The sequence below is a fragment of the Streptomyces sp. NPDC054887 genome (assembly GCF_053610585.1).
In genome coordinates this window covers 21,045-46,470 of sequence record NZ_JBSGYQ010000039.1, presented here as the reverse complement: position 1 = coordinate 46,470, position 25,426 = coordinate 21,045, and the positions used below count along the sequence as shown (strand labels likewise).

Sequence of the window (25,426 nt, the reverse complement as noted above, 5' to 3'; positions counted from 1 at the left end):
ACCCCACCCTTGGCGAAATGCCCTCCCACCCCCCGTACCACCAGGCATGAAAGGACCGACTCCGGCCAATGCACCCTACGGGGACGGGCCATGAGCGGGATGCGTACTTCCCTGCGGGGCTCGCGAGTGGAACGCTTCGTGATCGAATGCTTCGCGCCAAGTTGTCTTGTCGACATAGTGCCGAATGCCGAAGTTGTCACGCCGGCGCCACGGGACACAGTAGATTCGATCATGGGTATATACGGCGGGGGATTCATGCAGGACCGAGGGGAAACGTGCAGGACCGAGAGGACGCGAACACCGAGGGGGGCTTAGCGTCATGAGCCAGGACTCCACTGCCGTACCGGAGGCCGCACGGAAGCTCTCCGGACGCCGCCGCCGGGAGATCGTCGCAGTACTGCTCTTCAGTGGCGGCCCCATCTTCGAAAGCTCCATCCCGCTCTCTGTGTTCGGCATTGACCGGCAGGACGCAGGAGTACCCCGTTACCGGCTTCTGGTGTGCGCGGGCGAGGACGGACCGCTGCGGACCACCGGCGGGCTCGAACTGACCGCACCGTACGGCCTGGAGGCGATGAGCAGGGCCGGCACCGTCGTCGTACCGGCGTGGCGGTCCATCACGTCGCCGCCACCGCCGGAGGCCCTCGACGCGCTGCGCCGCGCGCACGAGGAGGGGGCCCGCATCGTCGGGCTGTGCACCGGCGCGTTCGTGCTGGCGGCGGCGGGGCTGCTCGACGGCCGCCCGGCCACCACGCACTGGATGTACGCGCCGACGCTGGCCAAGCGCTATCCGTCCGTCCACGTCGATCCGCGCGAGCTGTTCGTCGACGACGGCGACGTGCTCACGTCGGCGGGCACGGCGGCGGGCATCGACCTGTGCCTGCACATCGTGCGCACGGACCACGGCACGGAGGCGGCGGGGGCACTGGCCCGCCGGCTCGTCGTGCCACCGCGCCGGAGCGGCGGCCAGGAGCGCTATCTCGACAGGTCTTTACCTGAGGAGATCGGCGCCGACCCGCTCGCCGAGGTCGTCGCCTGGGCGCTGGAGCACCTCCACGAGCAGTTCGACGTGGAGACGCTCGCCGCGCGCGCCTACATGAGCCGTCGCACGTTCGACCGGCGTTTCCGGTCGCTCACCGGGAGCGCTCCCCTGCAGTGGCTGATCACTCAGCGGGTGCTCCAGGCGCAGCGTCTGCTGGAGACGTCCGACTACTCGGTCGACGAGGTGGCGGGCCGGTGCGGCTTCCGTTCGCCGGTCGCCCTGCGCGGGCATTTCCGGCGGCAGCTCGGCTCGTCCCCGGCGGCGTACCGGGCGGCGTACCGGGCCCGGCGCCCGCAGAGCGAGGCCCACCCGGGCCCGTCCGCGGCCACCCAGGCCGGGGACGCGGTGCCGCAGCAGGCCAGGCGCGCGGCGGCGGCCAGTACGCAGCCGGGCCTGTCGGCGACCGCCTCGGCGGTCACGGAGCCGGGCAAACCCGGCTCCGACGTCTACACCCCCGGCCGTCCGACGCTCCCCGGCCAGCGGGAACGCCCCGTAGGGTGAGACACATGAACGATCGCATGGTGTGGATCGACTGCGAGATGACCGGGCTCTCGCTGACGGACGACGCACTCATTGAGGTGGCCGCACTGGTCACCGACTCGGAGCTCAACGTGCTCGGCGACGGGGTGGACATCGTGATCCGCCCGCCGGACGCGGCCCTGGAGACCATGCCCGAGGTGGTGCGGCAGATGCACACCGCCTCGGGCCTCCTCGACGAGCTGGCCGGCGGCACGTCGCTGGCCGACGCCGAGGAGCAGGTCCTGACGTACGTGCGCGAACACGTGAAGGAGCCCGGCAGGGCGCCGCTGTGCGGAAACTCGGTCGGCACCGACCGCGGCTTCCTGCTGCGCGACATGTCGACGCTGGAGGCGTACCTCCACTACCGGATCGTGGACGTGTCGTCGATCAAGGAGCTGGCCCGCCGCTGGTTCCCGCGGGCGTATTTCAACAGCCCCGAGAAGAACGGCAACCACCGGGCGCTCGCCGACATCCGCGACTCCATCGCGGAGCTGCGCTACTACCGGGAGTCGGTCTTCGTGCCGCAGCCCGGTCCGGACTCCGAAACGGCGAAGAGAATCGCCGCGAAGCACGTCCTGCCTGCGGAGTAGCCGTCCGGTGGGCCCCGGTTAAACCTGGCGCGAGCACCCTCCCAGACCCTGTACACTTTTTCTCAGCCGGTCGGAAACGACCGGCCACGGTGGGTGTAGCTCAGTTGGTAGAGCACCTGGTTGTGGTCCAGGTGGCCGCGGGTTCAAGTCCCGTCACTCACCCTGAACGATCAAGCCCCGGCCTGTGAAAACAGCCCGGGGCTTCTTCGTACCCGAAACGCCGTCCGGCGCCGCGTCGGGCCCCCGGTGTGCTCGCCCTCACATCCGCATGACGCCCCATGTGGGGGCATCGGCCCACACACGGGACGCCTGTGTACGCCGGCTGTCAGTCGATCGGGATCGCTTGGTGTGCCTGCACGATGGCGTCGATCCGGGCAGCCAGGTCGAAGTCTGCTGCGGTCAGCACGTGGCCTGCGTCGTGCGTGGTGATGCCGAATCGCAGATGGTCGATTCGCAGGTCGATGTCCGCGTGGTGCTGGATCCGGCGCTCGCGGTCCGCAACATGCACGATGACTGCCACGCCTGCGTGATACCGGATGTCGTACCGGCGGCTGATTTCGTTCCCGACCTGCTCCCAGCCGGGCAGATGCTCCAGGCGCTCCGCTATCTCGTGGTCCGTCAGCGGTTCCAGTCCCTGAGCCACGTCATCCCCTCTTGGTCACCGGGGCCAGCAACTCATCCAGTTCCCGGCCGATCGAGGCATCCTGCCACGGTCGCATCGCCCGCTCCAGGCCGCGCAGCTCCCGCAGCATCCGTGCCGACCGCGTCTCTACAGCCATCTGCGGTACCTGCCGCACGATCTCCACCGCCTGGTCCGGCTCGCGTGCGGCCGCTGCCGCGGTGGCGTGCCGCGCGAGGTACACCCCGCGATCACGACGTGCGGTCCGGGGCACGACCTGGAGCACCTGCTCCCAAAGTTGCCCTGCCTCAGACCCGAGCCCCAGGCGGCCGTAGCACGTTGCGCGTTGCACTTCGAGGTATCCGGGTGTCCGTCGGCAGGCGTTCCCCCAGGGCAGGTTGTCGTCGACCCGAGTGATGATCCGCTCGGCCTGGTCGATCAGATGGTCGACGGCGGTCCGGTCCCCCGTGAGGCTGGCACCGTGGGCCTGCTGCTGCATGGCCATGATCCGGACCTTCGGCAACAGCCGTCCGGCGTCGTCCAGCGCGGCTTCGCAGAGATCGATGACGGCGGGCCCGTCCGCGAGATCCGTCCGCACCTGTGCCTGGTTGACCAGCGAGTAACCGATCAGCTGCGGGTCGCGCGACCGCATCGCGATCTCTTGCGTGGTCCCGCGCCAGAACGCGGCGCCTTCCATGTCGCCTGCGTCCTGGTACAGCCAGCCGACAAGCGCGGCGTAGGCGGCGCCGACGCGGAGCAGGCCACGGCGGGTCGCGCCTGCCGACGATCGGGTCAACTTGTCGATCAGCTGGTACTGAGCGGACACCGTGCCGATCAGGTCGTGAGGGCCCAGGAGCATGTCCGCCCGGTAATGGCCCTCCAACTGCTGCTCGAAATAGTCGATCAGGGCGGGGTCGACGTGCTGCGGTGCCATGGGTCCGGCGACGAGCGCGGCAGCCGTGACGGAGACGAACGCGCGACGGTTCACATCGTGCTCTTCGTGGCGCTCGGGACGGATCCACCCCGGTGGCGAGGCGAAGCCGAGGTCTTCGGGCCACCGTCCGAGCGCGTCGTGGATGACGATCGCCGTCACTTCCGCCGGCCAGCCCGGGTGCCCGCCTTCCCAGCGTCGCCATGTCCTGGCGGACACGGTGAAATGCGGGTCGTCGAGCAGCTGCTGACCGTGGGCTTGCAGCGCGGTCGCAGCCGCCTCGACACTTCGCCACCCGCGACGCAGCCGGGCGGCTCGTAAGGCGTCGTTCCGTTCCATGGCCCCAGTCTGAGGTGTCATCACTCACGCTTCCGGCCGTGGCCGCCACGTGGCCAGGCATGGCCGCGCGGTGGCCTATTACGCCGCTACCGTGCGCGCCCATCATCGACCTGTGAGCACGGGTCGTACAGCAAACACAGTGACTGTCACTCCGACGAGACAGGGAGGTAGGGCTGTGCCGGACTCGGCAGTGCCACCGCCGGAGACGTTGTCCCAGCGCCAACAGCGAGGCGTGGACTGCGTCTTCTGCGGGATCGTCCTGTCACCGGAAACAGCAGTCGACCTCGGCCCGCGCCGGATCCGGCTCCTCGACGACGTCACACAGTGGTTCCCCCGGAAATGCGACAACCACAGGGGAGAGAGCGAGTACCGCGAACTCCTCGCGCACTGCGCGGACTGCCCGAGGTGCCCGGACACCGGCTGCGAGGACGGCGCGCGACTGCGACGAGCGGCACGCGAGGCGCGGCGATGACCGTGTGCCCGAAAGGGGGCCATGAGGTCCCCGACGAAGACGAAGTCGGCGCCCGCTGCGACGAGCACGGCGTCACCCTGCTGTGGCACGGGCCGCCGATCACGCCGGAGGACTTCGCACCGATCCTTGCGCTCCACCGCCCGCCACGGCCGCCACGGCCTGGAGAGGTCGCCGGTCCGAGACGAGTTCCCGCGCCTCAACCACTACGAGAAGGGGTACCAACCATGATTGACGCGACCGAGGCACCTGCGACGCGGGACGCCCGCGACCTGATCAACCCAGAAGACCTCCGCACCGTTGCGGCGACCGTTCAACGGAACAACCCCGGCATGGCGTACGACGTAGCGGAGGCCATCACCCTGGAGGCGCTGAAGTTTGAGGCGGCCTGCGCGGCCAATCCCACCGTCGGCCTGGCACCGTCGCGCGTAGTCGACGCGGGCTGGCACTCCCTGATCCTGCACACGCGGGTCAAGGCCACCGTCGCCGCCCGCCTCGGGTTCTTCGTGCATCACGCGCCCGAGGCTCCCGACCCCGACAACCGCAGCATGGACAGCCTGCTACGCACCGAGGACGCCATCCGTTCTGCTGGGTACATCCCACGCCCCGAGATGTGGACGGCCCCCACCGACGGAAGCATCCCCGTCGAAGCGTCGTGCCAGCACTCCGACGACGGCGGCACCATCGTGATCATTCCCAGGCCCAGTTGACCGACCCTCTACGCTGCGACCAGAAGGGAGAACTGTGGACAAGCAATGGACTGACCCGCGGTACGCGTCGTTGATCGCGGCGTGGAAGCGCGCACAGCAACCGGACTCACGGGACCCGCAGCGCAAACCGGCGAGGGCATTCGTAGTGCCCGCGCCGAAGGGCTGAAACACGCCCCGGTCAGGCCGCGCCGGGCGTGGGCGGCCGGGGCTTTCTTGCTGGGCGAGTCGAAGCCCGGACATCCCACCTCGCCGGAAGGCCCGCCGCCGGTACGGGGTGGAACCGGTGCCGTGGAGCGCCGCGGCCTGGCAGGCTCGCCCGGCGTTGACTTCCCCCGTTCGGGGGCGGATTGCGGGGTGGGGCTGTTCTCGTTCGTCCGCGACCGTACCGTCGGGGGATGCGAGAGGGCGAGGGTGCTGTGCGCGAGTGGGTGGATCCGCGGTACGCGGAAGCGGTGGAGGTCTACCGGGCGTGGAAGGCGATGGCGGGGCCGTCGCCGAAGAGGGGGCGGGGCCGGGCCGGGAAGTCGTACGGGGATCCGTTCGTGGTCGTGGTGCACCCGGCGACACGGAAGCCGTACGCGCTCGGCCGCTGAGGCCGCCCCCGCCGTCATGCTCCGGGGTCGGCGGCCGGCGCGGGCCTTCTGCGGGATCGGAGGGCGATCAGGCCCCTGGTGGTGGCTGTCGTCACGGCTCTCCTGATGTCCGTGGGGGTGGTGGTCCGGTGGATCGAACGCACAAGTCTTGAACCAGTGGGAGCGCTCCCAAGCGTCGAGCGGGGCGCAATGCGTGTCAAGGGAAAAGACAAGAGCGAACTGTCGAATTAATTCGACAGCAGAAGTTCTCCATGCCCCCTGGCCCAATTCACTGGTTGGCGCTACCTTCCGATGAAACCAGTGGGAGCGATTCCGTTCGTCGGGTGCCGTAAAGGCGCTGCCGATCAGCAGGGAGTCGCTCGAATGCGATCACTTTTACGTCGACCACCCCCGCGTCTGTACCTTGCGCCCTCCCCGGTCACCGCCGCCGGGACCGTCACCGGCCACAGCGGGGTCAACGGCCGGTCCCCGCCGGCTGCTCGGAGTCAGCCGCTCCGGCGACGGGTTCCGGCGCGCACAGGGCCCGGAGATTCCTGACGGGCGCCTGGGCGACCTCGAATCGGAGTACGCGGGTGCCCGCCGGTCCCGGCCGTCCGTGCTTTCGTGCGCCGCGTCGAGACGCGATCAAGGAATCGATCACGGAATGACGCCGGTCGTCGGACTCCACTGAACGCACGGCCCGTACACGGGGCAATTCCGCGCGCCTCCACGACATTCACGCCGGGCTGCCGGAAAAACCGATGCCGCACGCGCAATACGCATCTGTTTTCCGGATCCCGGTCGCGAATGCCTGCAAGCACGACCGGAAGGCGGTTGCCGATCTCTGCCGGCAACCGTGTCCGGACCCGAATCCAACGCCCGTACGAGCGCGACGGCTGGACCCGGAACACCTGGAACCGCCCCCCGGGACCGGCCCTGATCAGCGACCACAACGGCACACCCACCGCATGAAGCACCGGGCCGCGCGACCGCCCGCGCGCCCTCGACCGAAAGGTTCCCCCCGGACATGAGTCACACCACAGCAGCGCCGACCCGGCGCCGCACAGCTCTCCTGGCCGCCTGCGCGCTGCTCGCGGCGACCGGCGCCACCGCCACCGCCATGACCACGTCGGCAGGGGCCGCCGCTCCCGGCTGCACCGTCGACTACAAGGTCACCAATCAGTGGGACTCCGGATTCGGCGCCAACGTCACGGTCACCAACACCGGTGACCCGCTGAGCTCCTGGACGCTGGAGTGGACGTACGCCGGCAACCAGCGGGTCACCCAGCACTGGAACGCCGCCGTCACCCAGTCGGGGGCCGCCGTCACCGCCAAGAACGTGTCCTACAACGGCTCGCTGGCCACGGGCGGCTCCACCTCCTTCGGCTTCAACGGCTCCTACAGCGGCACCAACGCGGTGCCCGCCACGTTCAAGCTGAACGGCGTCACCTGCAACGGCGGTTCCGGCGGCCCGACCGACCCGCCCACCGACCCGCCCACCGATCCTCCGTCCGGCCGCGTCGACAACCCGTACAGCGGCGCCAAGGGCTACGTGAACCCCGAGTGGTCGGCGAAGGCCGCCGCCGAGCCCGGCGGCTCCCGAGTGGCCGACCAGCCCACCGGTGTCTGGCTGGACCGCACGGCCGCCATCGAGGGCGTGGGCACGGGCATGGGCCTGCGCGACCACCTCGACGAGGCGCTGCGGCAGAAGGGCTCCGGGCAGCTCGTCGTCCAGCTGGTGATCTACAACCTGCCGGGCCGCGACTGCGCCGCCCTCGCCTCCAACGGCGAACTGGGCCCCACCGAGATCGACAAGTACAAGACGCAGTACATCGACCCCATCGCGGCGATACTCGCCGACCCGAAGTACGCGGGCCTGCGCATCGTCACGACCGTCGAGATCGACTCCCTGCCCAACCTGGTCACCAACGTGACCCCGCGCCCGACCGCCACGCCGAACTGCGACGTGATGAAGGCGAACGGCAACTACATCAAGGGCGTCGGGTACGCGCTGAACAAGCTGGGCGCGGTCGCCAACGTCTACAACTACGTGGACGCCGGCCACCACGGCTGGCTCGGCTGGGACGACAACTTCGGCCCGTCGGCCGAGCTGTTCAAGCAGGCCGCGACCGCCGAGGGCTCGACGGTCTCCAAGGTGCACGGCTTCATCGTCAACACCGCCAACTACAGCGCGCTGAAGGAGGACCACTTCAAGATCGAGGACGCGGTGGGCGGCGTGTCCGTGCGGCAGTCGAAGTGGGTCGACTGGAACCGGTACACCGACGAGCTGTCGTACGCCCAGGCCATGCGCGCCAAGCTGGTCTCGCTCGGCTTCGACCAGAACCTCGGCATGCTGATCGACACCTCCCGCAACGGCTGGGGCGGCACGGCCCGGCCGTCCGGACCGGGCGCGACGACCAACGTCGACACGTACGTCAACGGCGGCCGCTACGACCGGCGCATCCACCTCGGCAACTGGTGCAACCAGTCGGGGGCGGGACTCGGTGAGCGGCCCAAGGCAGCACCGGCCGCGGGCATCGACGCGTACGTGTGGATGAAGCCGCCGGGCGAGTCCGACGGCGCCAGCAAGGAGATCCCGAACGACGAGGGCAAGGGGTTCGACCGGATGTGCGACCCGACGTACACCGGCAACCCGCGGAACAACAACAACCTGTCCGGCGCGCTGCCGAACGCCCCCCTCTCCGGGGCGTGGTTCTCGGCGCAGTTCCAGGAGCTGATGAAGAACGCCCACCCGGCGCTCTGACCAGGAGCGCTCAGATCAGGAGGAGGCCCGGCCGACCAGTTCGGTGGGGAGCATGATCTGCGGCCGGCCGGCCCTGCGCGTCCCGGTCGGCCGTCGGTCTTCGATCTCCGCGAGCAGTAGGCGGGTCATCTCCCGCCCCATCTCCTCTATCGGCTGCCGGACGCTGGTCAGCGGCGGGTCCATGTGGCGGGCGATGGCCGAGTCGTCGAAGCCGACCAGCGCCACGTCGCCGGGAACGCTGCGGCCCCGCTCGCGCAGGACCTGGCGGGCGCCCGCCGCCATCACGTCGGACGCGGCGAAGACGGCGTCGAGGCGGGGGCAGCGGTCGAGGAGCTCCGTCATGGCGCGCCGGCCGCCCTCCTCGGTGAAGTCGGCGGGCGCGACCAGCCGCTCGTCGGCTTCGATGCCGGCGCCGGCCAGGGCTTGGCGGTAGCCGTCGAGCCGGCACTGGGCGCTGTACATGTCGAGCCGGCCGGTGATGGTGGCTATCGCGCGGCGGCCACGGGATATGAGGTGGTCGACGGCGAGGCGGGCGCCCGACACATTGTCCGCGTCGACCCAGGGAAGCGGCTCCCGCTCGGATCTGCGGCCGCTGATGACCGCCGGGATGCCGAGCGGAACCAGCAGCTCCGGCAGCGGGTCGTCGGCGCGTACGGAGACGAGGAGCACGCCGTCCACGCGGTTGCCGGCGAGGTAGTGGGCCAGGCGGCTGCGCTCGCGGTCGTTGCCGACGATGGTGAGCAGCAACTGCATCTCGGTGGTGTCGAGCGCGGCCCCGACGCCGCGCACGATGTCGGAGAAGTACGGTTCGGCGAAGAAGCGGGACTCGACCTCCGGGACGACGAGCGCGATGGCGTCCGTCCGGTTGGCGGCCAGGGCGCGGGCCGCGCGGTTCGGTACGTACCCCAGCTCGTGGACGGCGGCCTCCACGGCGGCGCGGGTCTCCTCGCTGACCCTCGGCGAGCCGTTGACCACCCGCGAGACGGTGCCCCGGCCGACACCCGCGCGCGCGGCCACCTCCTCCAGGGTCGGCCGCCCGCCCCTGCGGCCCCCCGGGCCCCGGATTCCGTGCGTCACCATGTCCCGACCTCCCCATACTGTGCCCCGTCCGGACCCCGTCCGGTCGCCGTCCGGCGCTGCGCAATATCTCATGGCGGTCTCGGACACGAAATCCGCCGTCCGGAACCTTGACACCCCCGCGGGGAGCCGCGAACCTTCAACACATCACACATGGGAGCGCTCCCACCGTACCTGACTCATACACGTCCCGCACGTTCCCCGCCCGGGCCGAAGCCGCAACTGCGGGCCGTAGCAGCACAGTTGGCCGGGGGGTCGGCACGTCAGGGCAAAGGAGGACGCAATGCGCACCAGTACCCGAACGCGTCGCAGAGCGGTGGTCGTGGCCGCCGTCGTCGCACTCGGCGCGGGGCTCCTCGGCGGCTGCGCCGAGGACAGCGACGAGGGAACCGGCGGCTCCGGCGGCGGCACGAAGAACGCCAAGGGGAAGACCACGATCGAGATCGGCACCTTCGGCGTCTTCGGCTACAAGCAGGCCGGGCTCTACGACGAGTACATGAAGCTGAACCCGGACATCGTCATCAAGGAGGACGTGACCGAGCGCAACGACACGTACTACCCGGAGCTGCTCACGCACCTCGCGGCCAACAGCGGCCTCCAGGACATCCAGGCCATAGAGGTCGGGAACATCAACGAGATCGTCACCACGCAGGCGGACAAGTTCGAGGACCTGTCGAAGGCGCCCGGCGTCGACAAGGCGAACTGGCTGGACTGGAAATGGGCGCAGGGGTCCACCAAGGACGGGCGGACCGTCGCGCTCGGCACCGACATCGGGCCGATGGGCCTGTGTTACCGCAAGGACCTCTTCGCGAAGGCGGGGCTGCCGACCGACCGCGAGGCGGTGGGCAAGCTGTGGGCCGGCGACTGGCAGAAGTACGTCGACGCGGGCAAGAGGTACAAGAAGAACGGCCCGAAGGGCACCACCTTCACCGACTCGGCGGCCGGTCTCTTCGCCGCCGTCAACAACGGGTACGCGGAGCGGTTCTACAGCGCCGACGGCGAGCTGATCCACAAGGACAGCCCGGCCGTGAAGACGGCCTGGGACCTGGCCATGCAGGCCGCGCAGGGCGGACTGACCGCCAAGCTCAAGCAGTTCGACAAGGCGTGGGACCAGGCGTACGCCAACGGCTCCTTCGCCACCGTGTCCTGCCCGCCGTGGATGCTCGGCTACATCAAGGAGAAGGCCGGCACGGCGGGCGAGGACAAGTGGGACGTCGCGGCGGCGCCGAAGCCCGCCAACTGGGGCGGCTCGTTCATCGGTGTGCCGAAGGCCGGCAAGAACAAGGCCGAGGCCGTCAAGCTGGCGGCCTGGCTGACCGCGCCCGAACAGCAGGCGAAGCTCTTCGACAAGCAGGCGAGCTTCCCGTCGACCCCGCCGGCGTACGAGATGGACGTGGTCTCGTCGGCCAAGAACCCGTACTTCGGCGACGCGCCGACCGGCCGGCTCTTCGCCGAGGCCGCCCAGGGCATCCCCACGCTGGTGATCGGCCCGAAGGACCAGCAGATCGGCACCGCGTTCGGTGACGTCGGCATCCTCCAGGTGGAGCAGCAGGGCAAGAGCCCGCAGGAGGGCTGGAAGGCGGCCCTGAAGGAGATCGACAACGCGGTGGACGGCTGATGCGTCCGTACACCGACCAGGCCGGTCCGGCCGCGTCCCCCTCTTCGGGGGACGCGGTCCCGGCCGGCGACCCGCCGGCGGCGGTGGCCGCACCGCCGCGGGCCGACGAGCGCCGGCGGGCGTGGCGCAGCAGGCGCTACCGCTGGGACACTAAGTACAGCCCGTACGCCTTCGTCGCCCCCTTCTTCGTCTTCTTCGCGGCCTTCGGGGTCTTCCCCCTCCTCTACACGGGCTGGTCGTCGCTGCACCGCGTGTCGCTGTCGGCGCCGAACGACATGGAGTGGGTGGGGCTGCACAACTACACGCGGCTCCTGGAGGACGAGTTCTTCTGGAACGCGCTGCGCAACACCTTCACGATCGGCATCCTCTCGACGGTCCCCCAGCTGCTCATGGCGCTGGGCATCGCGCACCTCCTCAACTACCGGCTGCGCGCCTCGGCCTTCTTCCGGGTCGCGATCCTCACGCCGTACGCCACCTCGGTCGCGGCCGCGACGCTCGTGTTCGTGCTGCTGTTCGGGCGCGACTACGGGATGATCAACTGGGCGCTCGACGCGGTGGGACTCGGGAAGGTCGACTGGCAGAGCGGGACGCTGTCGTCCCAGATCGCGGTGTCGACCATCGTCATCTGGCGCTGGACCGGGTACAACGCGCTGATCTATCTGGCCGCGATGCAGGCCGTGCCGCACGACCTGTACGAGTCGGCGGCGCTGGACGGCGCCACCCGGTGGCAGCAGTTCCTGCACGTCACCATTCCCTCGCTGCGGCCGACGATCCTCTTCACGGTCGTGGTGTCGACGATCGGCGCGACACAGCTGTTCGGCGAGCCGCTGCTGTTCGGCGGGGCGGGCGGGCAGAAGGGCGGGGCGTCCCACCAGTTCCAGACGCTCGGTCTCTACCTGTACGAACAGGGCTGGTTCAACTTCCACCTCGGGCGCGCCTCCGCGATCGCCTGGGCGATGTTCCTGATCCTGCTGATCGTGGCGGGCATCCACCTGCTGGTCGCGCGCCGCCTGAGGAAGAGCCAATGAAGCCGACGCAACCGAGGCAGCCGGTGCTGCGCGCCCGCGCCGGGCGCCACCTCCACGGCGGCCCCCTCACGTACGCCGTCCTGGTCGTCTTCACGGTGGGGTCGCTGTTCCCGCTCGTGTGGACGGCGATCGCGGCCTCCCGGAACAACACCCGGCTGTCCCAGACACCGCCGCCGTTCTGGTTCGGCGGGAACCTCTTCAAGAACCTCCAGACGGCGTGGACCGACGCCAACATGGGGCTCGCCCTGCTGAACACGGCGGTGGTGGCCGGGACCGTCGCGCTGGGCACGGTGCTCTTCTCGACCCTGGCCGGCTTCGCGTTCGCCAAGCTGCGCTTCCGGTTCAAGAACGTGCTGATGCTGCTGGTCGTGGCGACGATGATGGTGCCGCCGCAGCTCAGCGTCGTACCGCTGTTCATGACGGTGGCCGAGCTGGAGTGGACCGACCAGCTCCAGGCCGTCATCCTGCCGACCCTCGTCAGCGCCTTCGGGGTGTTCTTCATGCGCCAGTACCTGGCGCAGGCCCTGCCCAGCGAGCTGGTCGAGGCGGCGCGGGTCGACGGCGCGAGCAGCCTGCGGATCATCTGGCACATCGTGTTCCCCGCCGCCAGGCCCGCGATGGCGGTGCTGGGCATGCTCACCTTCGTGGCCGCGTGGAACGACTTCTTCTGGCCCGTCATCGCGCTGACGCAGGACAACCCGACCGTGCAGGTGGCGCTCGCCAACCTCGGACAGGGCTTCGTGCCCGACCAGTCGGTCGTCATGGCCGGTGCCCTGCTGGGCACGCTGCCGCTGCTGCTGGCCTTCGTGCTCTTCGGACGGCAGATCGTCGGCGGGATCATGCAGGGCGCGGTCAAGGGCTGACGCCCGGGTTCTCACACTTCCTCCCACCACCAGGAGCGCTTCCATGACCGAAGGCACCGACAGCTTTCCGCCCGGATTCCTGTGGGGCTCGGCGACCGCCGCGTACCAGATCGAGGGCGCCGTGCACGAGGACGGCCGTACGCCGTCGATCTGGGACACCTTCAGCCGTACGCCGGGCAAGGTGCGGGACGGCGACACGGGCGACGTGGCGGTCGACCACTACCACCGGATGCGGGACGACGTACGGATGATGGCGGACCTGGGGCTGAACGCGTACCGGTTCTCGGTGTCGTGGCCCCGCGTCCAGCCGACCGGCCGGGGACCGGCCGACGGGCGCGGCCTGGACTTCTACCGCGCGCTGACGGACGAGCTGCTGGCCGCCGGCATCACGCCCAGCCTCACCCTGTACCACTGGGACCTGCCGCAGGAGCTGGAGGACGCGGGCGGCTGGCCGGAGCGGGACACCGCCCACCGCTTCGCGGAGTACGCGGGGCTGGTCGCCGGGGCACTGGGCGACCGCGTGGAGCTGTGGACCACCCTCAACGAGCCCTGGTGCAGCGCCTTCCTGGGGTACGGGTCCGGTGTGCACGCGCCCGGCCGCACCGACCCGGTGGCCGCCCTGCGCGCCGCCCACCACCTGAACCTGGCGCACGGTCTGGGCGTGCGGGCGCTGCGGGCCGCCCTGCCGGGGCGGGCGCGGATCGGCGTGAGCCTCAACCCGAGCGCGGTCAGGCCGCTGACGCGGTCGGCACAGGACCTGGACGCGCAGCGCCGCATCGACGCCCTGGCGACCCGGATCTTCACCGGCCCGATGCTGCGGGGCACCTACCCGGCCGACCTGCTGGCCGACACCGCGCACCTGACGGACTGGTCGTTCGTACAGGACGGGGACCCGGCGACGGCCGGGGCGCCGATCGACTTCCTCGGCGTCAACTACTACTCCCCCGCGGTGGTCTCGGCGCCGGCCGGCGGCGACGGCTCCCGCCACGACGGCCACGGCGTCAGCGACCACTCCCCCTGGCCGGGATCGGAGACGGTGGCCTTCCACCAGCCGCCGGGCGAACTGACGGCGATGGACTGGTCGGTGGACCCGACCGGCCTGTACGACCTGCTGACGCGGTACGCCGAGGAGGCGCCCGGGGTCGCGCTGATGGTCACCGAGAACGGCGCGGCGTACGACGACAAGCCGGGCGACGGCGGCGCGGTCCACGACCCGGACCGCATTCGCTACCTGCACGGCCACCTGGCGGCGGTGCGCCGGGCGATGCGGGACGGCGCGGACGTGCGCGGGTACTTCCTGTGGTCCCTGATGGACAACTTCGAGTGGGCGTACGGCTACAGCAAGCGGTTCGGCGCGGTGTACGTCGACTACGAGACGCAGCGGCGCACACCGAAGTCGAGCGCGCGGTGGTACGCGCGGGTCGCCAGGACGGGCGTACTGCCCTATCCCGTACTGGAGGAGTGAGCCGGCCCGCACCCGGCGGCGCGCGCCGCCGCCGGGAAGCCGCCCGGCCCGCCGGACGGGAGGCGGGTCCCCGGCGGGCGGGGGCTGTCCGAGCCGGGAGAGCGGCGGCCTACCGCTGCTGCTGCGTCGCCCTGCCCGTCATGTCGGCGGTCCGGGCGGCCGGCGGGGCCTCTGCGTCCAGCTCGGCGCCGAAGTCGCTGAACTCCACGACGGTCCGTACCTCGGCCTTCCGCGGGCCGCCGGACCGGTCGCCGTCGGGCGCGTTCACCCGCATGTCGATCTGCTGGCGGCGGATGCGCCCGTCGTCGTCCAGCCAGACGTCCATCGGCAGCGTCGGGCCGAGCTGCCTCTTCAGCTGTTCGGCCTTGGCGCGGTCGCCGGAACCGGCGAGCTTGTCGACGTCGACGGTGACGCGGTAGCGGGTCGTGTCGGTGCCGCCGACCCGCTCCGTGCCGAGCTTCCTGACGTCCTTGTCGGTGACGCCCTTGGCGAAGGCGGCGGACTCGGCCGGGTCGTTCGCCTGCGAGGAGCCGCCGCCGCTCTGCCGGGCGGCCTTCTTCAGGTCGATCTTGACCCAGGGCTTCTTGCCCGGCACCTTCGCCTGCTGCGCCTCGGGCAGCTTCTGGTAGAGGACGCCGTCGACGACCCGCTGCTCGATCCTCTGCCCGTCGGCGGTGAGGGTCATCTCGCTGTCGCCCTCGGCGAGATCGATGACACCTTGGCCGTTCGCGGACACGGTCCGGCCCTCGGCGGAGGTGCGCAGCGTCATGCGCGCCGTCTCGGCCTCGGCGGTCCGTTCGTACGCCGTACGGACGGCGGCGGTGCCGTCCTCCCGGGCCCCGGGGCTCTTCTCCGCGGCCTTCCCCTCACCGGCCGACTTGGCGCCCGGCTCCGATCCGTCGCTCCCGCACGCCACCAGCGCCGTACAGGCGACGGCTCCCGCGACGCCTACGGCTCCTGCCCTGAGTCCTTCGCGTAACCCGAACATGCAACCCCACTTCCGGTGCCGGTCCTTCAGTTCACGGTCTGACCCGGCATCGGGTGCCCTCGGCCACCGGGCCTACGCAGCATTTATGCGGACTCGCACCCTCCGCCCGGTCCGGGCGGTCTGTGCTGTGTTCCGCGTTCGCTCTAGGCTTTCGTCAGCCGAAGGGGTGGGATCATGGACGTGCCGAACGTGGTGGGGGACTGGCAGGAATACCAGTCCGGGGAGTGGGCCGGGTTACGCGTGCGCGTGCACGGCATCAAGAAGGCCGTGCCGCCGCGTGGCCGCCACGACGACGCCAAGGGTCTGACGTACGTCGGCTTCCACGTCACCTTCGAGAACCGCGGCTCCACGTTCTTCCCGATCGACCTCAACTCGCATCCCGAGCACTACGAGGTGCGCGTGGGCCGTGCGGGCCACGGCGCCTTCGTCGACGAGTACGCCGCCGACGCCATCCACGACTTCAACCTCTATCCGCAGCGCCGGGTGACGGCCACCCTCTACGTCGCGGCGTCCGCCGCGCGCCTCAAGGACATGAGCATCCAGATCAGTCCGAAGATCGACGAGGAACCGTCGTTCGGCTACGTGTGGGTCGGCGGGCTCGGGGTCCACGAGGGCTCCACGGGCACCGGCCCCCGCACGTCGACCGCCCGGTCGGGTGTCGCCAACGAGGTCGAGCGCTTCCTCCAGGACAGCGCGTCCGAGGAATGACCGCCGACCCCCCGGCGCGTAGCCTGGAAGAGGACTCGGGGAACGCAGCGCGATCACCGGAAGGCGGATGATCATGGCCGTGGTGATGTGCAGGAACTTCGACTCCGCGGACGAGACCCGGCCCTTCGAGGACGGCAAGGGACGGCTCGATCTGCTCAACACGGACCGGGGCCCGGTGGGCCGCGCGGTCTTCGAGCCGGGCTGGCAGTGGTCCAAGCACGTCAAGCCCATCGCCGGCACCGACAGCTGCCAGGCCTCCCACGTCGGCTACGTCGTGAGCGGCCGGATGAAGGTCGTCATGGACGACGGAGAGAGCGCCGAAGCCGGACCGGGCGACTTCATCACCATCGCACCCGGCCACGACGCCTGGGTCCTGGGCGACGAGCCGTGCGTCACGCTCGACTGGGTGGGTTTCGGGGACTACGCCATGGCCGCCGGCTCCTGAGGGGCGCCCGTAGGCCATCCGTGTTGTCATCGAGGGAGGAGAGAAGAACGTCCCGAGCGCGGGAGGATGCACGATCATGGCTATGAACAAGCAGCTCAAGGCGCGCGACATCATGACGAGTGGGGTGCAGTGCGTCGGCGCGCACCAGTCGCTGTTCGACGCGGCACAGATGATGCGCGACATGAACGTCGGCTGTCTGCCCATCTGCGGCGACGACAACAGGCTCACCGGTCTGATCACCGACCGCGACATCGTCGTGAAGTGCTGCGCCGAGGGCGTCGACCCGGCGACGGTCCAGGCAGGCACGCTGGGCGGTCACGTGCACTGGATCGACGCCGACGCGGACGCCAACCAGGCGCTCGAATCCATGGAGACGCACCAGATCAAGCGCCTCCCCGTCATCGACGTCCAGGGCGGCCACCAGCTGGTCGGGATGATCACCGAGGCCAACCTGGCGAAGAACCTCAGCGACGAGCAGATCGCCGAGTTCGCCACCCGGGTCTACGCGAACGTCGCCGGATAGCTCCGTACGGCGACCGGGCGGGACGGGTCAGTCTTTGCCCTGGGACGCGAGGGCCTGCAAGCCCTTCTTGAGGTCGTCGGCGTTCATCACCGGGAGGATCTCGACCTCCGCGCCGAGCTCCATGAAGAACGTCTCCGCCATGGGAGGCAGCTGCGAGCTGTCCTGCATGTCGAAGAAGAACATGCAGGACCGCCGGCCCATGCTGGGGAAGAAGTAGGCCGCCTCGGGCTTGAGCTGCTCCGTCACCCTGCTCATCATCTGCGGCAACGTGCCGTTGCGGATCGCCTCGTTGCCGGCCTCGGTGTCGATGTGGGCGTGCAGCATGACCCTCATGGCGTTCGCTCCTTCGGCACAGCAGGGCCGGCGCGGTCCCGTCCGCGCACACGGATGCCCGCTGCCGTCCCGCCCAGCCTCGCCCCGGGCCTCTGGGGGCGGCAACATCTCATCGACCGTACGAGCGTGCGGCGCGCCCCCGGCCGGGTGGGGTTCCGGCGGAGGGCGCGCCCTGGGGTCGCGGCCGAGGGGGGCGTCGGCCGCGACCCTGCTTCTGTGTCCCACGCGCAGGCGGACCTGTACGCGGTCCTCACGTGTACGCGGTCCTCACGTGTACGCGGTCCCTACTTGTACGCGGCGAACGCCTTCGTGAAGGCCAGCGGCTCCTGGAGGACCGAGCTGCACGTCGCGTCGGCCGTGCCCTGCGCCCCGCCCGGGCACTGCTTGTCGCGGGTCGAGGACCACATGGACAGCCAGCGGATCCCCTTCTCCCTGGCGAACTCCACGAGCTGCGTCGCGTCGCCGACCGTGAAGATCTCCGTGGTGACGTCGTTCACGCCGATCATCGGGGTGACGGCGACCGTCTTCCACGCCGCCGCGTCCGAGAGGCCGAGCACGCCCTTGAGCTGCGCCTGCGTCGCCGTCGCCGCCTGCACCGCGTACGTGCCCATGTCGCCGCTGTACGCGGGTCCGTAGTCCATCGCCATGATGTTGACCGCGCCGATCCGCACGCCGTTCTTCCGGGCGTCGGCGAGCAGGTCGACACCGGGCTGGGTCAGCCCCTCGGGCATCACCGGCAGTGTGAACGACACGTCCAGGCCCGGGTGCTTCTTCTGGAGCAGCGCGATCGCCTTCGCCCGCCGGGTGTTCGCGGCGGTGTCCGGAAGCGCCGCGCCCTCGACGTCGAAGTCGACCTTGGTGAGCTTGTACGCGTCCACGACCTTGCCGTAAGCCGCCGCCAGCTCGTCGGCCGAGGCGCAGTTCAGCGCCAGCTCATGGCCCGCCGCGCCGCCGAACGACACCCGTACGTCGCCGCCCTTGGCGCGCAGCGCGCCGATCTGCCCGGCGACCTTGTCGCCCGTCAGCTCCGTCACGCCGCCCCACAGCGGGGCGCAGCCGCCGCCCGAGGTGATGAAGGCCAGGTTGAACTCCTTCACGCCGGTCTTCGCGGCCGCGTCCACCAGGTCGTACGCCGGGTGGAGGGACGTGTCGACGTACGGGGCGAACCGCGCGCCCGCGGCCGTCGGCGGCGCGGTCGTGGGGGCCGGCGTGGTCGGTGCGGCGGTCGTCGGCGCCGCGGTCGTCGGGCGTGCGGTCGTCGGGGCGGCCGACGTCGGCCGCTGCGAGGGAGTCGCGGAGCCGGTGGGCTCGGGGTTCTCGGTCGGGCGCCCGCTCGGCCGCGGGGTCGCGCCGGGGTCGACCGAGCACTTCACGTCGTCGATCAGGCAGCCGGTGGGGTCGCCGGCCTCGCCGCGGCCGTCGGCCGAGGCGACGAAGCCGACGGTCACCGACGCGCCGGGCGCCAGGTCCTTGTTCCAGCTCGCCGGCCTGACCGTCACGTGCCGGCCGTCGACCGTGTGCTCGGCGTTCCACAGGGAGCCGAGCCTCGTGCCCGCCGGCAGGTCGAACTCGAGCGTCCAGTCCGCGCGGGCCCCGCCGCTCTCGTTGGTGACGACGTACTGGCCGGTGTAGCCGCCGCTCCAGCCGCTGGTCCGGGTGTAGGCCGCGCCGACCGAGGCGGCCTGTGCCGTCCCGGTGAACGCGAACACCGCGCCGCCGACGACCGCCGCCGCGACGACCGCGCCGAGCGCCTTTGTCCTGCCGCTCGTCCTGCGCCGGTGCGTCGTACTGCTCATCACGTGCCTGCCTCTGCTTACGGGAACCCCAGGGGGACGGCCCCGGGGGGTTACGGCGCGGGAGTCACGCCGTAGGGGTGCGGCAGCACGCTAGCGAGACCGAAACGGACAAATGCCCGGTTCGGTGCGGCCCTTGCGGATCTTAGGGCGCAGTTAAGGAACCCATGGGAGCCAGTTAAAGCTTCACGCCGGAAACGCGCTTCGGCACCGCGCCCGCCCGCTTGCGCCGCCCCAGCCGGTGACCGCTCCGGTCGCCCGCGGCGCGCCGCCCGTCGAGTCCGAGCCCGATCCAGATGCGGACCTCCGTACCGCCGAGCACCGAGTGCCCGATGCGCACGTCGCCGCCCGTGGACTCCGCGACCCGCCGCACGATGTCGAGGCCGAGGCCTGTGGAGCCGTCCCTGCCGCCGCTGTTGCCGCGCACCAGCGCCGCCTTCGGGTCGGCGATGCCGGGGCCCGCGTCCGAGACGAGGACGATGACGGCGTCCTCGCCGTTGTGCACGTCCACCGAGAACGCCGTGCCCACGGGGGTGTGGCGGAAGACGTTGCCGAGCAACGCGTCGAGCGCGGCGGCCAGTTCGGGGCGGGCGACCGGGATGCGCACCGGCCGTTCGACGCCCGCGAGCCGCACCTTCCTGCCCTCGTCCTCCGCGAGCGCCGACCAGAAGTCCATGCGTTCGCGCACGACTTCCGAGACGTCGCACCCCGCGCCGGGTCCGTGGCCGGCGGCTCCCTGCGTCTGGGAACGCTGGTCGCGCGCCGTACGGATGATCGTGTCGACCTCGCGCTCCAGCTGCTCGACCGCGGCCCTGGTCTGCTCGGCGGCCGGGCCCTCGCCCAGCGAGGCGGCGTTCAGGCGCAGCACCGTCAGCGGGGTGCGCAGCCGGTGGGAGAGGTCGGCGGCCAGTTCCCGCTCGTTGGCGAGGAGCTGCACCACCTGGTCGGCCATGGAGTTGAACGCGACGGCTGCGGAGCGCAGTTCGGGCGGCCCTTCCTCCGGCACGCGCACACCGAGCCTGCCCTCGCCGAGGTCGTGCGCCGCCCCCGCGAGCCGCTGGGCGGGCTGGACCATCCGTACCCCGAGCCGGTCCGCGACCGCCACCGAGCCCACGATCAGGGCGAGCCCGACCCCCGCCAGCACGAGCCACGCCGTGGCGACGCCGTTGCTGACGTCCTCCTCGGGCACGAACACCTCGACCACGGCGATCTTCCCGCTGGCGACCGCGGTGGGCTGGAGCAGCGCGAAGCCGCCCGGCACCTCCGAGATCGACGCGCGGCCGATCTCCCGCGTGGTCTCCAGGTCCTGCTGCGCCGCCCGCCGCCGCCCGATCTCCAGCGGCCGGCCGCCCGGTTCGCCGGAAGCCGGGACGTGCACGGCCATGCGGCCCTCGATGCCGACCTCGGTGGTCTGCACCGCCCGGTCGAGCGAGTCGCGGTCGGTGGTGATGGAGAGGGTGGGGCCGATGGTGGCGGCCCAGCGTTCGGCGTTGGAGAAGGCCCGGTCGCGGGCCATCTCCTTGACGACGAGTCCGAGCGGTACGGCGAAGGCCACCACGACCATCGCCGTGACGGCCAGGCTCACCTTGACCAGGGCCCACCTCATCGGGGCGGCTCCAGCTTCACGCCGACACCGCGCAGGGTGTGCAGATAACGCGGGCTGGCCGCCGTCTCACCGAGCTTGCGGCGCAGCCAGGACAGGTGCACGTCGATGGTCTGGTCGTCGCCGTAGCTCTGCTGCCACACCTCGGCGAGCAGTTCCTTGCGCGGTACGACGACTCCGGGCCGCCCGGCGAGGAACGCCAGCAGGTCGAACTCGCGGCGGGTCAGGTCGAGCCGCCCGCCGTCCAGCTCCGCCTGCCTGCGCAGCGGGTCGATCGCCAGACCGCCGACCCGGAGCACCCGGGACGGCGGCTCGGCCCCCGCGGCGGAACGGGCGCGCCGCAGCACGGCGGCCATGCGGGCGGACAGGTGCTCGACCGAGAAGGGCTTGACGAGGTAGTCGTCGGCGCCGTCGTTGAGCAGCCGCACGATCTCCGCCTCGTCGTCGCGCGCGGTGGCGATGATGACGGGAACGTCGGTGATGCCGCGCAGCATCTTGAGCGCCTCGGACCCGTCGAGGTCGGGCAGACCGAGGTCGAGCACGACCACGTCGAAACGGAAATGAGCGACCTCCCGCAGCGCCTCCAGCGCGGTACCGACGCTGCGCACCGTGTGGGCGGCTTCGGTCAGGTGCCGGATGAGGGCGGAACGTACGAACTGGTCGTCCTCGACCACGAGCACACTTGCCATGGGCGGCACCGTACGCCATACGGGGGATGCCGGTCCCGCTGGGACGGGGTCGGGCGGGTGGTGCAGTATGGCCCCGATGCAACGAGGATTCGTACACGCCGTCGCGTGGTCGCTCGCCACGGGCGCGGCGGTCACGCTGTCGTGGTGGGGCGTGCACACGGTGATGTCGGGCACGGCGTACGACGCTCCGCAGGCGCTTCCGATCCCCACCGACCTGCCCGCGCGCGGCGGCGCGCCGCAGGGCGCGAAGCCGCAGGCGTCGTCGACGCGCCGTCCCGCGAGCGAGCGGGCGGACACGGCGAAGCCGTCCGCGTCACCGGCGCGTTCGGGGTCGCCGACCGGCACCCCGGGCCGCGCCACGCCTTCCCCTAGCCGTACGCCGGACGGTCCGACCAGCCCGCCGGCCTCCGGCGCGCGGTCAGGGGCGCCCGCGGACGGGCAGGTCAAGAGCTACAGCACCGACGGCGGGCGGGTCACCTTCGACCTGGGGAAGACGTCCGCCTCACTGGTCTCGGCGACGCCGGCGACCGGCTGGTCGATGCAGGTCTGGAAGGACCCGAACTGGATCCGGGTGGAGTTCACGGGCGGCGCGGCGAGTGTCTCTGTCTTCTGCACCTGGCACCACCACGCGCCGACGGTCGAGATAGTGAAGTCCTGACCTCCCGTCCGGGGACGCCCTACTGGAAGGCGGACTCCGGGGGTTCGGGCGAGGGCCGCGCGGTCGCGTCGGTGACGACGGCGGCGCCACCGGTGAAGTCGGCGAGTCCCCGGCCGTGTTCGACCCGGCCGGGGTGCGGGTCGGTCGCGACCCGCCGGGTCCATTCGGCGACGGGCAGCGCACGGTCCGACGCCAGCAGCACCGCGTTCCCGAAGCGCCGGCCGCGCAGCACGGCCGGGTCGGCGGCCAGCGCCAGTTCGGGCCAGACGGCGCCCGCGGTGGCGATCTGGCCCCGCAGGTACGCGAGCGGCGGCCCGTCCGCGAGGTTGGCCGCGTAGCAGCCGCCGGGCCTGAGCGCCCTGCGTACGTCGGCGAGGAACTCGGCACTGGTGAGGTGCCCGGGCGTACGCGCGCCGCCGAACACGTCCGCGACGACCAGGTCCGCCCAGCCGTCCGGCACCTTGCCGAGGCCGGCGCGGGCGTCGAGCGAGCGGACGCGGACGCGGGCCTGGGCGTCCAGCGGAAGCTCCCTGCGGACGAGTTGGACGAGCGCCGCGTCCAGCTCCACGATCTGCTGGGTGGAGCGGGGCCGGGTGGCGGCGACGTAGCGGGCGAGGGTGAAGGCGCCGCCGCCCAGGTGCAGGACGTGTAGGGGCTGTCCCTGCGGGGCGGTGAGGTCGATGACGTGGCCGAGCCTGCGCTGGTACGCGAAGTCGAGGTGGGAGGGGTCGTCGAGGTCGACGTGGGACTGCGGGGCGCCGTCGATGAGCAGGGTCCAGGCGCGCGGGCGGTCCCGGTCGGGTATCAGCTCGGCGAGTCCGCCGTCGACGCGCGCGACGACGGGCTCGGGGGCGGCGCGCTCGCGCCGCTTGTTGTTCTTTGCCACGCAGCCAGTATCGGCCGCGCGGCTCCCCGGCGTCTGCGGCGGGGCTCCCGCCTGCGGCGATGCCCGCGCGCTGCGGGCGTCGCAGCCGTCCTCAGCGGACGCGGTCGGCCGCTTCGATCAGCCGGGCCGCCTCGCCGAGCGCGGCTCTGAGCACGGCCGGGTCGGTGACCGGGCCGGTGTCGGTGGGCGGCAGCAGCCAGCCGGTCCCGGACACGGGCGGCTCCGGGAACGGCTGCGGGGCGTCCGCCCCGATGTCGCCGGTCAGGGCGGCCGGGAGGCGCAGGCCGCGCCCGGAGGTCTGCGTACAGGCGCTGCCCGGCAGGTCCCAGCCGTCGGCGGTGCCGGGGGGCACCAGGAAGCCGAGGGTGGCGCACGAGCCGTCGTGCAGGACGGGCCCGACGGCGGGGGCGGACGCCCGGCGGAGGATGTCCACCGCTTCGAGGCCCTGGCGGACCGGGACGGTCACCAGGTCGCACGGTTCGGCGCCCGCGCCCGCGTCGGCGCCGGAGGCGGGTACGGCGCTGAAGTCCTGGCTGGGCCGGTGCCGGGCCGTCGACCGTGAGCCGGTCCGTGAACCCGTCCGTGCGCCGCTGATCTCCATGTCGGCCTCCAACAAGGGAACCCCTCCTCGCTCGAGTGGGAGCCGCGCTCCCTCTCCTCAAGGTTCAACGCGCGGAGGTGTCAACGGCTACGGCGCCGCGCCGCCGCAAAGGATGGCAGTTCATGGCAGATCGTGGATGAGATATCCCGTTTGTATCGAAACACCGCGTGTCCGAGCCGTCACAGCCGGTACGTTTTTGCTCCGCCGAAGCACGCGAACCCCGCGGGAGGTCTTGGTCATGCCGAACAACGACTTCCGCCGACTGCGAGGGTCTCGTTCACCGGCCGAATTCGCCGCCGCGGTCCGCAGGGCGGCGCGTGAGATCGGTGAACAGGTCGCGTGCGACGCCCGCTACATCGGGCGCGTCGAGGCCGGCGAGATCCGCTGTCCCAACTACGCGTACGAGCGCGTCTTCCTGTACATGTTCCCCGGTCTGACGCTGGCGGACCTGGGCTTCTCGGCCCGCGAAACGGTACGTGGCAGGGGGGCGCGCACCACCACGACCCCTGACCACAGCGACGAGGAGAGCGACGTGCTGCGTCGCGCGTTCATGACGAGCGGCACCGCCACGCTGGCGGCCGCATCCCTGGGACTCGGCACCGCGCCGGGAGCCTGTGCCACCTCCCCCGCCGCCCCGGAGGACGCGTCCGCGCACGCGGGCGCGCACCGCCGGGTCGGTGAGGCCGAGGTGAGCGCCGTGGAGGACGCGGTGCGCCAGATCCGGCTGCTCGACGACCGGCACGGCGCCGACGGCCTCTACAAGCGCGCCGCGCTGCCGCTGCGCACCGCCTACGCCCTGCTGGAGGCGAGTACGACCTCCCGCAGGTCGATGGCCGACCGGCTGCACACCGGCGCCGGTGAACTGGCCCTCTCGGTGGGCTGGCTGGCGCACGACTCGGGCCGCTTCGACGACGCCCGCTCCCACTACGCGGAGGCGTTGGCGACGGCCCGGGTGGCCGGCGATCCGGCGCTGGAGGCCCACGCGTTCAGCAACTCGGCGTTCCTGGCGCGCGACACCGGGCGGCCGCGCGAGGCGGTACGGGCGGCCCAGGCGGGGCAGCGCGCGGCGCGGCACGTGGCTTCGCCGCGGCTGCTGTCGCTGCTCACCCTGCGGGAGGCGGGCGGCTGGGCCGGGCTCGGTGACCGCAGCGGCTGCGAACAGGCGCTCACCCGCGCCAAGGCGCTCTTCGAGCGCGGCACGGCGGAGGCCGATCCCGAGTGGATGAGCTTCTTCGGAGAGGCGGAACTGGAGGGCCTGGAAGCCCAGTGCTGGTCGGCGCTCGGCGACTGGGCGCGCGCGGCGCGCCACGCCCGGCGCGCGGCGGCGCTCCAGGACCCTCACTTCACCCGCAACCTGGCCCTCTACAGCGCGGAGCTCTCCGACGACCTGGCCCGCGCCGGAGCGCCGGACGAGGCGGCGGCGGTGGGCGAGGGCGTGCTCGACCTGCTGGAGGAGGTCCAGTCCTCCCGCGTGCGGACGATGGTGGCCGAAACGACCCGCGTCCTGCTGCCGCACCGCCGTTCGCCGTCGGTGGCGCCGTTCCTGACCCGGCACGCGGCCACCTCGCGCAACACCGCGTGAGGCCGGGCGCCCGC

The 25,426-nt window shown here is 71.4% G+C and carries 24 protein-coding genes and 1 tRNA gene; 15 read left to right on the top strand and 10 right to left on the bottom strand.

Annotated features, from left to right (window positions below; genetic code table 11):
• Positions 1-319 precede the first annotated feature (319 nt).
• The 3 genes from ACWGH0_RS22150 (at position 320) to ACWGH0_RS22140 (ending at position 2,310) form a co-directional block, all read left to right on the top strand.
• Complete coding sequence (locus tag ACWGH0_RS22150; protein ID WP_453405915.1) at positions 320-1,540, top strand: helix-turn-helix domain-containing protein; 1,221 nt, start codon at positions 320-322, stop codon at positions 1,538-1,540.
• A gap of 5 nt (positions 1,541-1,545) precedes the next feature.
• Positions 1,546-2,148: an oligoribonuclease gene (gene orn, locus ACWGH0_RS22145; protein WP_453405914.1), complete on the top strand. Its 603-nt coding sequence runs from the start codon at positions 1,546-1,548 to the stop codon at positions 2,146-2,148.
• Between the two features lie 89 nt (positions 2,149-2,237).
• Positions 2,238-2,310, top strand: a tRNA-His gene (locus tag ACWGH0_RS22140).
• Between the two features lie 163 nt (positions 2,311-2,473).
• Here the strand turns inward: ACWGH0_RS22140 and ACWGH0_RS22135 are convergent.
• Positions 2,474-2,791, bottom strand: a complete 318-nt coding sequence (locus ACWGH0_RS22135; RefSeq protein WP_453405913.1) for a 4a-hydroxytetrahydrobiopterin dehydratase — start codon at positions 2,789-2,791, stop codon at positions 2,474-2,476.
• Position 2,792: 1 nt separating this feature from the next.
• The gene (locus ACWGH0_RS22130) at positions 2,793-4,037 is read right to left on the bottom strand and encodes a Twin-arginine translocation pathway signal (RefSeq protein WP_453405912.1); all 1,245 of its coding nucleotides are present in this window, start codon (positions 4,035-4,037) and stop codon (positions 2,793-2,795) included.
• 696 nt (positions 4,038-4,733) lie between these two features.
• Here ACWGH0_RS22130 and ACWGH0_RS22125 point away from each other — a divergent pair.
• From ACWGH0_RS22125 to ACWGH0_RS22115, 3 genes are all read left to right on the top strand, one after another.
• Entirely contained in the window at positions 4,734-5,216 is a 483-nt protein-coding gene (locus ACWGH0_RS22125) for a hypothetical protein (RefSeq protein ID WP_453405911.1), read from the top strand.
• A gap of 395 nt (positions 5,217-5,611) precedes the next feature.
• A complete protein-coding gene (locus tag ACWGH0_RS22120) occupies positions 5,612-5,809 on the top strand; it encodes a hypothetical protein (RefSeq protein ID WP_453405910.1) in 198 nt (65 codons plus the stop codon).
• 1,006 nt (positions 5,810-6,815) lie between these two features.
• Complete coding sequence (locus ACWGH0_RS22115) at positions 6,816-8,552, top strand: glycoside hydrolase family 6 protein (protein WP_453405909.1); 1,737 nt, start codon at positions 6,816-6,818, stop codon at positions 8,550-8,552.
• Between the two features lie 15 nt (positions 8,553-8,567).
• Here the strand turns inward: ACWGH0_RS22115 and ACWGH0_RS22110 are convergent, their stop codons facing one another.
• A complete protein-coding gene (locus ACWGH0_RS22110) occupies positions 8,568-9,632 on the bottom strand; it encodes a LacI family DNA-binding transcriptional regulator (protein ID WP_453405908.1) in 1,065 nt (354 codons plus the stop codon).
• A 280-nt stretch (positions 9,633-9,912) separates the two neighbouring features.
• Here ACWGH0_RS22110 and ACWGH0_RS22105 point away from each other — a divergent pair, with 280 nt between their 5' ends.
• From ACWGH0_RS22105 to ACWGH0_RS22090, 4 genes are read left to right on the top strand one after another with little or no spacing between them, the layout of a single operon-like run.
• Positions 9,913-11,247, top strand: coding sequence for an ABC transporter substrate-binding protein (locus ACWGH0_RS22105; protein WP_453405907.1), 1,335 nt, complete (start codon positions 9,913-9,915; stop codon positions 11,245-11,247).
• Positions 11,247-12,275: a carbohydrate ABC transporter permease gene (locus tag ACWGH0_RS22100; protein WP_453405906.1), complete on the top strand. Its 1,029-nt coding sequence runs from the start codon at positions 11,247-11,249 to the stop codon at positions 12,273-12,275. Before ACWGH0_RS22105 ends, ACWGH0_RS22100 begins: the two co-directional genes overlap by 1 nt.
• Positions 12,272-13,138, top strand: a complete 867-nt coding sequence (locus ACWGH0_RS22095) for a carbohydrate ABC transporter permease (RefSeq protein WP_453405905.1) — start codon at positions 12,272-12,274, stop codon at positions 13,136-13,138. The genes ACWGH0_RS22100 and ACWGH0_RS22095 overlap by 4 nt, the downstream gene beginning before the upstream one ends.
• A 43-nt stretch (positions 13,139-13,181) precedes the next feature.
• On the top strand, positions 13,182-14,603 hold the full coding sequence (locus ACWGH0_RS22090) for a GH1 family beta-glucosidase (protein ID WP_453405904.1): 1,422 nt from the start codon (positions 13,182-13,184) through the stop codon (positions 14,601-14,603).
• A 109-nt stretch (positions 14,604-14,712) separates the two neighbouring features.
• On the opposite strand, the gene ACWGH0_RS22085 is transcribed toward ACWGH0_RS22090, so the two are convergent.
• Positions 14,713-15,591 (bottom strand): hypothetical protein, encoded by an 879-nt coding sequence (locus ACWGH0_RS22085; RefSeq protein WP_453405903.1) that lies wholly within the window; start codon positions 15,589-15,591, stop codon positions 14,713-14,715.
• Between the two features lie 174 nt (positions 15,592-15,765).
• On the opposite strand from ACWGH0_RS22085, the gene ACWGH0_RS22080 reads away from it, so the two are divergent.
• The 3 genes from ACWGH0_RS22080 (at position 15,766) to ACWGH0_RS22070 (ending at position 17,267) form a co-directional block, all read left to right on the top strand.
• On the top strand, positions 15,766-16,299 hold the full coding sequence (locus ACWGH0_RS22080) for a hypothetical protein (protein WP_453405902.1): 534 nt from the start codon (positions 15,766-15,768) through the stop codon (positions 16,297-16,299).
• A 73-nt stretch (positions 16,300-16,372) separates the two neighbouring features.
• Positions 16,373-16,744: a cupin domain-containing protein gene (locus ACWGH0_RS22075; RefSeq protein WP_453405901.1), complete on the top strand. Its 372-nt coding sequence runs from the start codon at positions 16,373-16,375 to the stop codon at positions 16,742-16,744.
• A gap of 82 nt (positions 16,745-16,826) precedes the next feature.
• Entirely contained in the window at positions 16,827-17,267 is a 441-nt protein-coding gene (locus tag ACWGH0_RS22070; RefSeq protein WP_453405942.1) for a CBS domain-containing protein, read from the top strand.
• Positions 17,268-17,294: 27 nt separating this feature from the next.
• Here ACWGH0_RS22070 and ACWGH0_RS22065 read toward each other — a convergent pair whose 3' ends face one another.
• The 4 genes from ACWGH0_RS22065 to ACWGH0_RS22050 all read right to left on the bottom strand — a co-directional run bounded on the left by ACWGH0_RS22065 (position 17,295) and on the right by ACWGH0_RS22050 (position 21,685).
• Positions 17,295-17,600, bottom strand: coding sequence for a hypothetical protein (locus tag ACWGH0_RS22065; RefSeq protein ID WP_453405900.1), 306 nt, complete (start codon positions 17,598-17,600; stop codon positions 17,295-17,297).
• A 284-nt stretch (positions 17,601-17,884) separates the two neighbouring features.
• Entirely contained in the window at positions 17,885-19,396 is a 1,512-nt protein-coding gene (locus ACWGH0_RS22060) for a glycoside hydrolase family 18 protein (RefSeq protein ID WP_453405899.1), read from the bottom strand.
• 175 nt (positions 19,397-19,571) lie between these two features.
• The gene (locus ACWGH0_RS22055) at positions 19,572-20,999 is read right to left on the bottom strand and encodes a sensor histidine kinase (RefSeq protein WP_453405898.1); all 1,428 of its coding nucleotides are present in this window, start codon (positions 20,997-20,999) and stop codon (positions 19,572-19,574) included.
• Complete coding sequence (locus ACWGH0_RS22050) at positions 20,996-21,685, bottom strand: response regulator transcription factor (protein ID WP_453405897.1); 690 nt, start codon at positions 21,683-21,685, stop codon at positions 20,996-20,998. Before ACWGH0_RS22050 ends, ACWGH0_RS22055 begins: the two co-directional genes overlap by 4 nt.
• 67 nt (positions 21,686-21,752) lie before the next feature.
• Here ACWGH0_RS22050 and ACWGH0_RS22045 point away from each other — a divergent pair, with 67 nt between their 5' ends.
• Positions 21,753-22,343, top strand: a complete 591-nt coding sequence (locus tag ACWGH0_RS22045; protein ID WP_453405896.1) for a hypothetical protein — start codon at positions 21,753-21,755, stop codon at positions 22,341-22,343.
• Between the two features lie 19 nt (positions 22,344-22,362).
• On the opposite strand, the gene ACWGH0_RS22040 is transcribed toward ACWGH0_RS22045, so the two are convergent.
• Together ACWGH0_RS22040 and ACWGH0_RS22035 are read right to left on the bottom strand one after the other, a co-directional pair.
• Entirely contained in the window at positions 22,363-23,229 is an 867-nt protein-coding gene (locus tag ACWGH0_RS22040) for a spermidine synthase (protein WP_453405895.1), read from the bottom strand.
• 91 nt (positions 23,230-23,320) lie between these two features.
• On the bottom strand, positions 23,321-23,830 hold the full coding sequence (locus ACWGH0_RS22035) for a hypothetical protein (RefSeq protein ID WP_453405941.1): 510 nt from the start codon (positions 23,828-23,830) through the stop codon (positions 23,321-23,323).
• A 238-nt stretch (positions 23,831-24,068) separates the two neighbouring features.
• On the opposite strand from ACWGH0_RS22035, the gene ACWGH0_RS22030 reads away from it, so the two are divergent.
• The gene (locus ACWGH0_RS22030) at positions 24,069-25,412 is read left to right on the top strand and encodes a hypothetical protein (RefSeq protein ID WP_453405894.1); all 1,344 of its coding nucleotides are present in this window, start codon (positions 24,069-24,071) and stop codon (positions 25,410-25,412) included.
• The last annotated feature ends 14 nt before the right edge of the window (positions 25,413-25,426 follow it).

Bases quoted from the DNA above. Each gene is read 5' to 3' on its own strand.
- ACWGH0_RS22050 (WP_453405897.1), bottom strand. From the start codon at position 21,685: ATGGCAAGTGTGCTCGTGGTCGAGGACGACCAGTTCGTACGTTCCGCC.
- ACWGH0_RS22035 (WP_453405941.1), bottom strand. From the start codon at position 23,830: ATGGAGATCAGCGGCGCACGGACGGGTTCACGGACCGGCTCACGGTCG.
- ACWGH0_RS22095 (WP_453405905.1), top strand. From the start codon at position 12,272: ATGAAGCCGACGCAACCGAGGCAGCCGGTGCTGCGCGCCCGCGCCGGG.
- ACWGH0_RS22085 (WP_453405903.1), bottom strand. From the start codon at position 15,591: ATGTTCGGGTTACGCGAAGGACTCAGGGCAGGAGCCGTAGGCGTCGCG.
- ACWGH0_RS22060 (WP_453405899.1), bottom strand. From the start codon at position 19,396: ATGAGCAGTACGACGCACCGGCGCAGGACGAGCGGCAGGACAAAGGCG.
- ACWGH0_RS22125 (WP_453405911.1), top strand. From the start codon at position 4,734: ATGATTGACGCGACCGAGGCACCTGCGACGCGGGACGCCCGCGACCTG.
- ACWGH0_RS22045 (WP_453405896.1), top strand. From the start codon at position 21,753: ATGGCCCCGATGCAACGAGGATTCGTACACGCCGTCGCGTGGTCGCTC.
- ACWGH0_RS22120 (WP_453405910.1), top strand. From the start codon at position 5,612: ATGCGAGAGGGCGAGGGTGCTGTGCGCGAGTGGGTGGATCCGCGGTAC.
- ACWGH0_RS22080 (WP_453405902.1), top strand. From the start codon at position 15,766: ATGGACGTGCCGAACGTGGTGGGGGACTGGCAGGAATACCAGTCCGGG.
- ACWGH0_RS22075 (WP_453405901.1), top strand. From the start codon at position 16,373: ATGGCCGTGGTGATGTGCAGGAACTTCGACTCCGCGGACGAGACCCGG.
- ACWGH0_RS22100 (WP_453405906.1), top strand. From the start codon at position 11,247: ATGCGTCCGTACACCGACCAGGCCGGTCCGGCCGCGTCCCCCTCTTCG.
- ACWGH0_RS22070 (WP_453405942.1), top strand. From the start codon at position 16,827: ATGAACAAGCAGCTCAAGGCGCGCGACATCATGACGAGTGGGGTGCAG.
- orn (WP_453405914.1), top strand. From the start codon at position 1,546: ATGAACGATCGCATGGTGTGGATCGACTGCGAGATGACCGGGCTCTCG.
- ACWGH0_RS22055 (WP_453405898.1), bottom strand. From the start codon at position 20,999: ATGAGGTGGGCCCTGGTCAAGGTGAGCCTGGCCGTCACGGCGATGGTC.
- ACWGH0_RS22030 (WP_453405894.1), top strand. From the start codon at position 24,069: ATGCCGAACAACGACTTCCGCCGACTGCGAGGGTCTCGTTCACCGGCC.
- ACWGH0_RS22110 (WP_453405908.1), bottom strand. From the start codon at position 9,632: ATGGTGACGCACGGAATCCGGGGCCCGGGGGGCCGCAGGGGCGGGCGG.
- ACWGH0_RS22130 (WP_453405912.1), bottom strand. From the start codon at position 4,037: ATGGAACGGAACGACGCCTTACGAGCCGCCCGGCTGCGTCGCGGGTGG.
- ACWGH0_RS22150 (WP_453405915.1), top strand. From the start codon at position 320: ATGAGCCAGGACTCCACTGCCGTACCGGAGGCCGCACGGAAGCTCTCC.
- ACWGH0_RS22090 (WP_453405904.1), top strand. From the start codon at position 13,182: ATGACCGAAGGCACCGACAGCTTTCCGCCCGGATTCCTGTGGGGCTCG.
- ACWGH0_RS22105 (WP_453405907.1), top strand. From the start codon at position 9,913: ATGCGCACCAGTACCCGAACGCGTCGCAGAGCGGTGGTCGTGGCCGCC.
- ACWGH0_RS22115 (WP_453405909.1), top strand. From the start codon at position 6,816: ATGAGTCACACCACAGCAGCGCCGACCCGGCGCCGCACAGCTCTCCTG.
- ACWGH0_RS22065 (WP_453405900.1), bottom strand. From the start codon at position 17,600: ATGAGGGTCATGCTGCACGCCCACATCGACACCGAGGCCGGCAACGAG.